Annotated in this window: 12 protein-coding genes; 3 read left to right on the forward strand and 9 right to left on the reverse strand. The window is 43.6% G+C overall.

Features of this window, described 5'->3' with window-relative positions:
- Positions 1-269: 269 nt before the first annotated feature.
- The 4 genes from BJP37_RS30325 to petM form a co-directional block, all read right to left on the reverse strand.
- Positions 270-1,910, reverse strand: a complete 1,641-nt coding sequence (locus BJP37_RS30325) for a DUF6930 domain-containing protein (protein ID WP_075904484.1) — start codon at positions 1,908-1,910, stop codon at positions 270-272.
- A gap of 194 nt (positions 1,911-2,104) precedes the next feature.
- Positions 2,105-3,022, reverse strand: coding sequence for an NAD(+) kinase (locus tag BJP37_RS30330; protein WP_075906617.1), 918 nt, complete (start codon positions 3,020-3,022; stop codon positions 2,105-2,107).
- 214 nt (positions 3,023-3,236) lie between these two features.
- Complete coding sequence (locus tag BJP37_RS30335) at positions 3,237-4,214, reverse strand: SDR family oxidoreductase (RefSeq protein ID WP_075904486.1); 978 nt, start codon at positions 4,212-4,214, stop codon at positions 3,237-3,239.
- Between the two features lie 222 nt (positions 4,215-4,436).
- Positions 4,437-4,541 (reverse strand): cytochrome b6-f complex subunit PetM, encoded by a 105-nt coding sequence (gene petM / locus BJP37_RS30340; RefSeq protein ID WP_063747919.1) that lies wholly within the window; start codon positions 4,539-4,541, stop codon positions 4,437-4,439.
- A 161-nt stretch (positions 4,542-4,702) separates the two neighbouring features.
- Between petM and pdxA the strand changes: the two genes are divergently transcribed.
- A complete protein-coding gene (pdxA, locus tag BJP37_RS30345) occupies positions 4,703-5,803 on the forward strand; it encodes a 4-hydroxythreonine-4-phosphate dehydrogenase PdxA (protein ID WP_143727871.1) in 1,101 nt (366 codons plus the stop codon).
- A 21-nt stretch (positions 5,804-5,824) separates the two neighbouring features.
- Here pdxA and BJP37_RS30350 read toward each other — a convergent pair whose 3' ends face one another.
- On the reverse strand, positions 5,825-6,199 hold the full coding sequence (locus tag BJP37_RS30350; protein ID WP_075904491.1) for a hypothetical protein: 375 nt from the start codon (positions 6,197-6,199) through the stop codon (positions 5,825-5,827).
- Between the two features lie 283 nt (positions 6,200-6,482).
- Between BJP37_RS30350 and msrP the strand changes: the two genes are divergently transcribed.
- Entirely contained in the window at positions 6,483-7,469 is a 987-nt protein-coding gene (gene msrP / locus BJP37_RS30355; RefSeq protein ID WP_075904493.1) for a protein-methionine-sulfoxide reductase catalytic subunit MsrP, read from the forward strand.
- 186 nt (positions 7,470-7,655) lie between these two features.
- Here the strand turns inward: msrP and BJP37_RS30360 are convergent, their stop codons facing one another.
- Positions 7,656-8,282: a class I SAM-dependent methyltransferase gene (locus BJP37_RS30360; RefSeq protein ID WP_075904495.1), complete on the reverse strand. Its 627-nt coding sequence runs from the start codon at positions 8,280-8,282 to the stop codon at positions 7,656-7,658.
- A 107-nt stretch (positions 8,283-8,389) separates the two neighbouring features.
- Between BJP37_RS30360 and hemH the strand changes: the two genes are divergently transcribed.
- A complete protein-coding gene (gene hemH / locus BJP37_RS30365; protein ID WP_075904497.1) occupies positions 8,390-9,553 on the forward strand; it encodes a ferrochelatase in 1,164 nt (387 codons plus the stop codon).
- A gap of 128 nt (positions 9,554-9,681) precedes the next feature.
- On the opposite strand, the gene BJP37_RS30370 is transcribed toward hemH, so the two are convergent.
- The 3 genes from BJP37_RS30370 to BJP37_RS30385 all read right to left on the reverse strand — a co-directional run bounded on the left by BJP37_RS30370 (position 9,682) and on the right by BJP37_RS30385 (position 11,975).
- Complete coding sequence (locus tag BJP37_RS30370; protein WP_075904499.1) at positions 9,682-10,176, reverse strand: DUF427 domain-containing protein; 495 nt, start codon at positions 10,174-10,176, stop codon at positions 9,682-9,684.
- Positions 10,177-10,242: 66 nt separating this feature from the next.
- A complete protein-coding gene (locus BJP37_RS30375; protein ID WP_075904501.1) occupies positions 10,243-11,073 on the reverse strand; it encodes a sterol desaturase family protein in 831 nt (276 codons plus the stop codon).
- A gap of 299 nt (positions 11,074-11,372) precedes the next feature.
- Complete coding sequence (locus tag BJP37_RS30385; protein WP_075904505.1) at positions 11,373-11,975, reverse strand: class I SAM-dependent methyltransferase; 603 nt, start codon at positions 11,973-11,975, stop codon at positions 11,373-11,375.
- Between the last annotated feature and the right edge of the window lie 91 nt (positions 11,976-12,066).

The following is a 12,066-nucleotide window of genomic DNA, read 5'->3' on the forward strand; positions in this document are numbered from 1 at the left end:
CCTCTGCCTGTTACTAACACCACTTTTTGGCTTGTAGTGCTTCACTGTTCGACCCTTGCATCAATTTATGAGTTTGTTAGGTTCATAAATCAGGGTAAGGCTGTCACTCGGATTTCACGAGGGGTGGTTTTTCACCACCATGGTTATCAAGTTGTCAAGGTTCATTGAACCAGGCAGCTAATCCCCCAAACCTTTATATGGTAAGGTTTATAGCTAACGAGTCGCACCCATGAATAGAATTCAGGGGCTTGCGCCCTCAGGATTTTCGGTCAGAAGGGTGGCTCAGTTATTGAGGGTTCTGCCTTGAGGATTGCTATTCCCAAATCTGTAGTGGAGAGCGATCGCGCTTCAAACAAGGCCATCATGTCACGAGGCTTGGGATTACCCCGAGATGCTCCTGCTAGACCTCTGGCAATAACTAAACCACAATATCCCTGATTTTCACAACCCTCCTCCCACTGCTGGCGGGCAGCAGCATGGTTGGTATCGGTTTCAGAAAACTCTCCTAACAAATAAAGACTGCTGTTTTCTGTTTGGATAATGCCGAGGTCGTAGCGTGTGCCTTCAAAGGGGTCTTCCCCTGAATTAAAGCAAATCCCTTTGAGTCCACCAGCGGTCTCGATCTGCTCTATCAACACTTGTGCCTTTGGTCGGGTGGTTTGAATCAAAATAACTGGCATGCCTTCCCCGATTGCTTTGATATTCTGAGACTGATAGGATTTGACACCAGAGCGAATGGATTCTATTGTTTCCCAAGACATCATGCCCAGCTTGAGGAAAGCATCCTTTGGCACAAGGTCATCCCGTAAGGGTATGGTCATCGACTCTGTATCGAAATCATCTTCCTCGCACTCAATTGCCATCTCTAACAACTCATCCGCCAGGTCAGGATGGGTGTTAACTTTAACGTTAACTGTAGATTTGGCTTCTAGGGGTACCGGAATGCGGTAACGCTTACTAATCTTGGGTAAGTTTTCGTCATCTAATTGCTCATGGTAATCGTGAACAAATCGCTGAATGGCTTCTAGGGCAACATAAATTGCGATCGCTTCTTCTTCATAAAGATAAGGTCGCATTCCTTCCAAGGGATGGACTGTACCAAACCCAGGTACAATCTCTGATACTGGAAAATCAGCTAAATCAATATCATCCTCTTCATCCTCATCTTCGGTATCATCACCAAACCGCCCGAAGGTTAAAAATAAGCAATCTTGCCCTAAGAAAGCTTGTTCCATCTTTTCCCACGAGTCATCTGCCAGCACTGATGATCGGAACCGTTTCAGGGAATCCCAGGAGCGATATAGTAATACGCCGTACTCCATACCCAGCATACCCATTACTGAGACGTATAGGGTTTCCACATCCCAGCGATTTAATTCAATTGAGATAATCTGATGATCAGCCACTACTTCCCAAGCAGCTTCATGCCAAATTTCATAGGCTTTTTCTATAAGTAGGTCGGCATACTTAGGTGGTAGCTGGGGTTGTCGAGTAGCCGCCATTTCCTCAAATCCCCGAAACAGTTCGTCAATCAAGGGTAAATTGGGTACATAATCAATTCCAATGTCTAACCCTTGAAGGACACCTCGCAAAAAAAACTGAATTTCTCGGTTACGAACAACAATCTTTGAGGGTCGTGCTGGTCTGGCGGGGCTTTGGGGATGTTCCATGGCTTGCATAAGGGCACGAACAATCGCTTCTGGTCCCATGGTTGGTGATACTAAATCCATTGCCCTGACAATGCCTTCCGAGCCATCCACCCAAAGAATGCAATCATTATGACCCTCACCATCCGGCTGTTGATGATTGTTACCAATAACTGACAGGGGACGGCGGTCTCCCTCCCACACGCTGGAAGTCTGTTGTAATTTATTGAGCCGACGACGAGTATTGCGATTCAAAGCAGACATAGAATAGTTTGGGTTGATTGCCTAAGTACCGACCGTGAATAGCCAGTTGCTGGTGGATACTCCTATCTTACCGGGGCAAACGTTCCACAAGCCCCCCTGATCCGAAGTTGCGTTTCACCGATTAAATATTATGGATATCGGACACCACCAGACACCACCAGAAACACCATTTTCTGGTTACATGGATTTAGGCTCTAAGGCAACTCCACAGAGGTAGGTTTAGCAATGTGCGGCAGTCCCCACCCCAACTTTTCTCGCAAAACTCTGAAAAACTCTGGTGCTTGCAAACGGATAAATCGAGCAGAGTAAGGCGATCGCTTAACTTTTATTTTATCTTCTGGTATTACGTAGCAACCACCATTTCCATCAACCACCATCACCATAGGATTAGGAGTGGCGGGAAAAATGGTTAATTGCTCTGTGTCGGCAAAGACTAATGCCCGAGATGCCAAAGAATGGGGACAGATGGGCAACAGTTGCAACACCGGTACCTCAGGAGTTAATACTGGTCCTCCAGCACTTAGAGAATAGGCAGTAGAGCCAGTGGGTGTGGAAACAATAATACCATCAGCTGCAATATCCACTGGTGCGTGATGTCCTATTTGTACCTCAAAATGGCACATACTCGTCAACGGTTCCCGGTGCAATACCATTTCATTTAAACAAAGTGCCTCCCACCAAATCCTCTCATCTCGCAGGATCTGGACAGAGAGCATCGACCGTTCTTCTATAGCGTACTCTTGTGCCATGACCTGTTCCAAGACAGAAGGCAACTGATTGACATAGGTCTCTGTTAAGAAACCCATGTGACCTGTATTCACTGTTAGCACAGGGATCCCTTGGGGAGCCACTTGGCGAAAAGCGGCTAGTACTGTACCATCTCCCCCCAATACAATGGCGAAAGCCATCTGGTCATCAAAACCAGGGGGGGCTAGTTTGTCCATCGGTGTATGACACACTGGTGATTCAGGACTCGAATAACCCAGAATTCCCCCAACCCCTGTCGCCATACACACTTCCCAACCCGCAGTCCTCAATTGGTTGTGCAACTCTTCAGCAACGCTACAAGCCATTGGTTTAAGGTCGTTGTAGATAATGCCTGCTTTTGGTATACTCACCAGTCCCCGTCTTGAACTACTTGGATTAAATTATCACCGAACATCATGGACAATTGTCATTTAATCAGGTCATGTCTTGATGCAGTCGCGCTATGGGGACCGGCTGCGTACTCAGGCTTGCGTCTGCACTTTGTAAGCCCCGTTGAGACCAAATGAATGCCCCACTGGCTCCCCAAAACCTCGCGCTTATGGATTTTCCAGGAAATATCTAGGATTTAGATTTAAAAGGAGTCCTCTTCTTAGACTTCTTTTTAGCTTTCTCGTAATCGATTTCTTTGAGCTTATTCATAATCCGGTTAAAGTATTCTTTTAGATATTCTTCCAAAGTTGTGGTTTCCTTAGGGTCTAGGCCAAAGACCTCATATACCTTTTCCATCGGTGCATCCAGAGGTTTACCGCTCACTAGCACCTCAGTAAAGGCAAGCCGATCTGCCACATTCCAGCCCCACTGAAAAAATCTCACGAATCGCCGCATACCCCGCAAAAAATTTATTGGGAGTCGGGCTATTTTAGCATCTTTACCGGACAACCGCTCACACAGGTTAATGATTTCGTAGGTACTAAAGGCTCTGGTTCCCACAACCGGGAATGTCTGATTTACTGTTTCTGGAACTTCCAGAGCACGAATGCCAAACTTAGCAATATCCTGGGTGTTCATATAGGCGATGGGAGAAGTTTCTCCAGTAATCCAAACCGCCTGTCCATCCAAAATCGGGATCGCATACTGACCAATTAAGCCTTGCATAAAGCCACTTGGTTTCAAGATTGTGTGTGGCAATCCTGATTCTGCCAGAAATAGTTCTGTACAGTGTTTTATTTCCATTAGTGGGACATAAGGAAAATTCTCACTTCCCAGAATTGAGAAAAAGACATATCTTTCTATACCAGCAGCAACAGACGCTTGAATTAGGGCAACTTTACCTTCCCAGTCTACCTGTCTGATGGTCAGAGAATCTGTTGGTCTCGATGTTGCCGCATCAATGACAGCTGTAATCCCTTCCAGAGCTTTTGGCAGGGTTTCTGGAACACAAAGGTCGCCTTGTACTAGTTCAGCTCCCCATTCTTTAAGGAAAGAGGCTTTTCGTGGACTGCGTACAAGACAGCGTACCTGATGATCCTCGTCCAGTGCACGACGAACCACCTGTCTTCCTAAGGTGCCAGTTGCACCGACGACCAACAAGTTCATTATAGTAATTTTAGTAAGGAATCTTTAAGTTTCTATAAGATTCTATCAGAAATTTTGTCTATCTCTCATTTTTCGGGTATTCCATAGGCTTTGCCCACGGTGAGGGGTGTGGGAGAATGGGTTGAGGCGGGCGACAGCATCGGCCATAGATTTGGAAGAAAACAGTGAAAGAATTCTTGACCAAACCCCACAGCTGTTACCCCATAACCCATTCACTAGAAACTATTCTGACACTCCCTGGATTTTGAGTAATAAGAAGCCTAAGCCCAAACCCACCAGAATCAGGGTGAAGGACAAAAATGCTGCATTGAAAATTTCTGTACCCATTGTTTTATGATCTCCTATGTACTTTTGTTACAAGGTATCATGACTAGGGTGCCACAATATAGCAATCCTATGGAAATCCTGAGCAAGAGTATTTCAGCAAAGGGGTTAGGATCCGGGAGTGTTCAGGAATGATGTCAGACTTGTCAACAAACCATCAGAACATGTCTTTGACAGGAAAACTTAACTCACAATCAAGGCGTCCTCGGTTAGCGGTGACCTTGGGAGATCCAGCAGGCATTGGACCAGAAGTTGTCCTCAAGGCATTGGCAGATTCCCAAGTTACTAGCAATTGTGAGATAACGGTGATTGGCAGTCGGTACCTCTTAAATGCGGCTTACACCCAACTACGTCACCAGGGAATTGAAGATGTAGCTACTTTAGCTTCCCCAGAGACATTATCAATAATTGACATTGAGTTGGATTATGGACAACGGCCTCAAATCACCCCAGGTGTTGGTAATGCGGCTAGTGGTGCTCTTAGTTTTGTGTATCTCGAAAATGCGATCGCACTCACCCAACGTGGTCAGTTTGATGGTATTGTGACCGCACCCATTGCCAAGTCTCTCTGGAAAGCGGCAGGACATGATTATCCTGGTCAAACTGAAGTGCTAGCCCAGTATTCTGGTGTCAAACAATTTGGGATGCTGTTCGTAGCGCGATCGCCCCATAGTGGTTGGGTACTACGTACACTTTTAGCTACCACACATATTCCCTTAAGTCAAGTACCAAACACCTTAACGCCACTATTGATGGGGAGTAAACTAGACTTACTAATCGCCTGCTTGGCTAGTGATTTTGGGATCAAAAAACCTCGAATCGCGATTTCTGGGTTAAATCCTCATAGTGGTGAGCAGGGTCAGCTAGGTTGTGAAGAACAAGATTGGTTGATTCCCTGGCTAGAGCAAGAGCGCCAGCAACGCCCGACTATCCAATTAGATGGACCAGTACCTCCTGACACTCTTTGGGTAAAACCTGGTCAGGCTTGGTACGGCAACCATCAGCAGTACGCTCATGATGCTTATGATGCTTATTTGGCACTTTATCATGACCAGGGCTTAATTCCTGTCAAACTTATGGCATTTGACCGAGCGATCAATACTACCATCGGTTTACCGTTTGTGCGCACTTCTCCTGATCATGGCACAGCGTTTGATATTGCTGGTCTTGGCATTGCTAACGCTACTAGCATGAAGGCTGCAATTAGCCTGGCTACTGAACTGGTGAACCAGAGGTTGAGTAACCCTTTAGCTATCAGTGGTTAGAACTTGCCTTGTACTCAACCTTTACTCTCTAAGTGGAACCGCCAACTGGACTTTTTGAGTATTGCGAGTAGTTGAGGATTGAGGAAACACATTAAGTTCTTCCTGCTGGATGACATCCCCAAAAACTATGTCTACATTGTCCCTTGAGCCAACCTTGAACTTAGGCTGTAAATTGTTACCTAAGCCTTCCGTTTCCTCTAGCTCTAGTGATGTTGGGAAAAAGGTGCCATAATCGTCTGAGACCGTGCGACCATTAACTTGGCGGAGGGTGTCACCAGACAGGGTTACTGAACCGCTTGGCTCACTAGACTGCGCTCCTGACTGAGCATAAGCAAGAGGTACCAATCCCACAGCTATCCAGCCGATTCCTACTATAACTAGTGTTTTACGGATCATCAGCTTTCTCCTGGTTTTTTTATTTACCTTATTTTATTTATTTATTTTTATTTTAGTAGTCATGACATTAATCTGGCATCCGAATAGATCCTTATAAAAAAAAATAAGCGGTAGTAATTTTAACTATAGTTATTAACTAGACTTGGCACAAGCATAACTGAATCTTTTAACTGGCGCTATCAGTCAAGAGGCTACTTGAAAAGGTACCCTTGCCAGCTATAAGCTCGACTAGCCTGTTTAGGCTGACTGCTAAAAGCTCACCGTCAACAATATCACTTACTTTATGACCATCATTCGTGTACCAAAGTCCTGGGAACTGCCAGAGCAACAAGTCACCTCAGAAACGGCTTATTCTAACCGACGTCGCTTTCTCAAAAATTTAGTTGGTGCCAGCCTAGGCACTGGAATGCTATCAATTCTTGGTTGTCAAGGTTCCTCTGCCTCAGACAAAGCTCTTTGGGAAACCCTAAATCAACCCAAGTTCAAATCCTTAGCAACCAATCCAGCTTTTGCCAGTGTTGACAGACCGATCACTGATGAGGAGCTCGCTGGACAGTACAACAATTTTTATGAATTTGGCGGCAGTAAATCGATCTGGCCAGCAGCCCAAAATTTACCAACCAAAGACTGGAAGGTAGAGGTAACCGGATTAGTCAAAAATCCCCAAACCTATGACCTAGATGATCTCCAAACTAAATTTCCGATCGAAGAGCGGATCTATCGCTTCCGCTGTGTAGAGGCGTGGTCAATGGTGCTACCCTGGATCGGATTTCCGATGAAAGCGCTGATGACAGCAGTAGAACCTACTTCAGAGGCTAAATTTGTCCGATTTACCTCCTACTATGACCGCAAAATTACTACTGGTCCAGGCATACACCTTGGTTCCTTACCTTGGCCTTATACGGAAGGTTTACGTGTTGAGGAAATGGCTAACGAACTAGCATTTTTTGCTATTGGTATTTATGGTCATCTATTACCCAAGCAACATGGTGCTCCTATTCGCATGGTAGTGCCCTGGAAATATGGTTTTAAAGGAGCAAAATCTATAGTCAAAGTGGAGTTTTTAGCTAACCAGCCAGCTACCTACTGGAATACTATCAATTCCTATGAATATGACTTTGAGGCAAATGTTAACCCCAATAAGCCTCACCCGAGATGGTCACAAGCGACAGAAAGATTCATCAGTAGCGGTCCTAACTTATCCTGGGAAAAACGACCCACCCTACCTTACAACGGTTATGGGGAATATGTAGGTGGATTATATAGTTGAAGGTTATTTGGTTGTTCACCTTTGGCGTTGGGTGCAGGGGAGGTTGAAGGTTGAAGGTTGAAGGTTGAAGGTTGAAGGTTGAAGTTTGAAGGTTGAAGGTTGAAGGTTGAAGGTTGAAGGTTGAAGGTTGAAGGTTGTTCGCCCTTGGCCTTCCCTTCGGGTAGGTTTTTTGGTTAGTGTCGGCGTTTACCCTTTAGTGACCTGAATAACCTGTAAACTACCACCTGCGTGCAAAGAGCGATCGCATACCTTAAACCCCACTTGCTCAAGCCCCTTGACCAAGTCAGTCTCTAGTAATTGCCAAGCTGTCTCGGTCTCAAACAACCACATAAATACGGCTAACCCTGGCCAAAACAAAACATTAGTTGGCTTGTGCAAATCCACCAGGGTAAACACTCCTCCTGGTTTAAGCACCCGGTGAACCTCCTGAATAATCTGCTGCAACACCTCAGGGGTCATTTCATGGAGTGCGGCGCTGGTGTGAACTATATCAAATTGAGCATCTGGAAAGGGCATCTGTTCAGCCAAACCCTCTACATAGTTGGCTTGGGGAACATTCCGTTGTGCTCGCTCTAGGGATAGTGGAGAAATATCTAAGCCTGTGACATGCTCAGACAATTCCACCAAGAACTGGGTGGCCTGACCACTGCCGCAACAGAGATCTAGCACTTTGGTTCCTGAATGAATTGTTAAGCCCTGTAACGGTAGCTGGCGGAATCGTCTCTCTCCACCTACGCTCAAAGCCGCGATCCGGGAAATACTATCATACAGCCATTGGTACTGATAACTCCAAGCTCTAAGAACTGTTGCCACTACTCACTCCTTAGTAAAGATCTGTGTTTCTTGTTGCAAATTTAAGTTAAAAAATATATTGTTAAAATGAGTAACAAATATGAAAGTTATGGGAAGCTGTGTTAACTATGGGTCGTGTTGGGGTATTATTGCTTAATCTAGGTGGGCCAGATCAGTTAAAGGATGTTCGTCCCTTTCTATTCAACCTGTTTTCTGACCCGGAAATTATTCGCCTGCCTTTTCCGTGGCTGCAAAAACCCCTGGCTTGGCTAATCTCCACTAAGCGTGCTAAGATCTCCCAGGAGAACTACAAGCAAATTGGTGGTGGTTCCCCTCTACGGAAGATTACAGACGCCCAGGCTCAAGCCCTCCAGGAACATTTGCAAACAAAAGGGCAAGAGGTCAGTGTATATGTAGGAATGCGTTACTGGCATCCTTTCACTGAAGAAGCGATCGCAACTATCAAAGCCGATGGTATCGAACGCTTAGTTATTTTACCGCTTTATCCCCAGTTTTCCATCAGCACCAGTGGTTCTAGCTTCCGTCTGCTAGAAAATCTGTGGAAAGAAGACCCAGACCTGAGCAAGATTGAACACACAGTCATTCCCTCCTGGTACCAGCAGCCACAATACCTACAAGCCATGGCTGATTTAATTGCTCAGGAACTCGATAAGTTTTCTAATCCCGATCAAGTTCATATCTTTTTCAGTGCTCACGGTGTACCCATCAGCTATGTTACAGAAGCTGGAGACCCCTACCAGCAAGAAATTGAGGATTGCACTTCCTTAATTATGAAAACCCTCAACCGCCCCAATCCCCATACTCTGGCCTATCAAAGTCGAGTGGGTCCGGTAGAATGGCTCCAACCCTACACCGAAGATGCCTTGCAAGAACTCGGAGCTAAGAATACTCAAGATTTGCTGGTAGTCCCGATTAGTTTTGTCTCAGAACATATCGAAACCCTCCAAGAAATCGACATTGAGTATCGAGAAATAGCAGAAGAATCAGGGATTAAGCAGTTTGAGCGGGTACCAGCCCTCAATACCCATCCCCTATTTATTGAGTCTTTGACAAATTTGGTAGTTGACGCTCTCGAATCACCCAGCCGTGAACTCTCCGAGGTCATTCGTCCGCCAAAGACAGTCAAAATTTACCCTCCCGAGCGGTGGGAGTGGGGCATGACTACAGCAGCAGAAGTTTGGAATGGTCGTCTGGCTATGATTGGGTTTATTGCTTTACTGTTGGAGTTGATTAGTGGTACTGGACCGCTACATTTTGCTGGGTTGTTGTAAATTTCTTCAGGTTAGAACCGAAACGGGCACGTCTAGATCTATCAGATCTAATTGGGAGGGGGGCAAGTAATCGTCCCCCTCGACTGCTCTCAAAAGTAAACCACTATTTACCCAATCTACCAACCCGTCTACCAACCCATTGTTCCTGGTTCTCCCTTGAAAGGTCCAACAATATCCTTAGTGATCCAGCCACCATAAAATTCACCAGGCTGGGGAGTGACTAACTCATCATCTACATAGCAGGCATCCATCAGACGAGCATAAAAGCAACAATATCCCTTAATCGGGACAAAATCAGGAGTTGGATCGAAGAAACACCAAACGGCATTATTTGCCTCTTTTTCACCTACTGAAACCTTGTAATAGCAAGCCCAGCCTTTCCACTCGCAAAAAGTTTTACGAGGTGTTTCGAGCAGATGTTCAAGCTTGATGTCTTCTCGGGGGATGTAATAACTGGGAGGATGACTAGTTTCTAACACCCTCTTCGCTTGCCTGGTTTCAGCCAGAATTGTACCATTAAAAATCACCTTGATGTGCTTGCTAGTGTCTTCCCATCGGGCGGGACGGGGGTAATCCCAAACGGATTCTTGACCAGGCTGTGGAGGGATAGGGGTTGGTCTCATGACTTATCCTTGGCTTTCCTACGTAGTTTTCCAACTTAGCGTTCCTACTTAAAGTTATCCTATAAATTATTTAGACAACTTCATGGTGATCTTTTCCAGAGAAGCTGTAGGGAACATAATTCCCGACTTTTTGGTAGGGGGGATCAACGTTTTAAACATCCTGTCCCAAAATCCTTGAATTCCATAGTTTCCTTTGAAACAAGTGTGATGAAGATCGTGAAAATCTGACGGAATGAAAAATATTGACAAGGAACTATGACCTTCTAGGTTGTAAGCATTACCTAGAAGAGTCCAGGCCAATAGTTGAGTGATATCATATCCAAATATAAAGATAGGTAAAATGTCTGTAATGGTAACTATAATATATTCAATGATACTCTTATGACCAGCGACAAAACTTGAGGTATCAATAAACTCATGATGTTTAAGATGTATTTTTTGAAAGAACCTTCTGTGGAATAACCAGTGGGAGACATAAAAACAGAAATCAGCAGCAACTATTCTCATTAAGAACCATCCCAGATTTAGAAGCAAGCCATTGCCTCGATGCATCTCTGGTGCCAGATAGAGGATAACTAGTGCTGCGATGAAACTCTTGATTTCTCCAAGAATAATTCCTTTTGCAGTAAAGGCAGGGAATGGCTGTTTTTTTACTTTCTTAATCCTGGCTTTTAGTTTTTCTCTCAACTGCTCGTTCTTTTTAATCACCTTTTCGACGAAAATACCAATGGCATAAAATGAAACAGAACCGACAAGCCAGTAAAGCACTACCTGGTTGATAACGTTGAGTTTGATATCGTTCAAGACCCAGTAAAAAAATTGCTGAAAAATTGCACAAGTAATGGCAACTTTAATAAAAAATTCTATTTCCAAACATAAATTAAAATTTTTTTTCATATCTCTACTATGATGTTTTTAGCTATTTACCTATTGTTAATGATGTTCGTGAATGGTTAGTTATTGAATTAGTGTTTTTTAACAATTATCAGTTTTGTTTTTTGCTTAAAGCTAAATTGATTAGTTTTTGGATTCAAATACTGTAATAATTTTTCTTTAAATAAGGAAAGTACATCAACAGAATTATTAAGGATACATTGTTTTAAATAAGCTTCTAGCAAATCTCGATATTCACAATCAATTTCATGGTTATAATCAAAATCGATCACATCGTACTGCAATTCGAGTAAATCTAAGTTTTATTGGATATCTTCTGCTGTTATAAATCTTCTATAGTTATTCGGCTGTTCGTATTTTTTTAGATAAAAATTATATAATTGATGGTAACAAGAATCTGAACTTGCTTGACACATCAAAAAAATACCACTGGGTTTGATCAATGTCTTAATATGCTTTAGGATATCCTGAATTTTATTAATGTCTACAGTATAAAAGGAATGAATTGCCCAAATAAGATCGTAGTAGTTACTTTTTGGAATTGCTGTTTCAATAGTTTCTGTATAAGATAAGAACCCTTGATTTGCCTGAAAGTGTTTTAATTTATTCAACACTGAACTACATTGATTCAGACAATAGTCTGAAACATCTAGCAAATCAGATGATAGCTTGAGTTCACTATCAATTTTCTTATCTAATAAATCTGGGAAAACTCCTGTTCCACAACCTATATCTAAAAGTTTTATCGTATCACTTCCAAATGAATCAATTATTTGTAAAAATCGATGATTATTAACAATATATTCGTAATCTATCCAAGTAATTTTGAACCAAGAGTCTATATCTAGATTACTTTTTTGATAGTAGTCTTGAGAAGGATTGAGATTGTCAGTGTTTTGTTTCATGGCTGTTTCAGATGTAGGATATGTTTTATTTTGGCTCTAACGGGGGGACAGAGCGGGTATAGCCATTGTGTAGCAAGGGATACAGCAGATG

The sequence above is a fragment of the Moorena bouillonii PNG genome (genome assembly GCF_001942495.1).
GTDB classification, from domain to species: Bacteria; Cyanobacteriota; Cyanobacteriia; order Cyanobacteriales; family Coleofasciculaceae; genus Moorena; species Moorena bouillonii.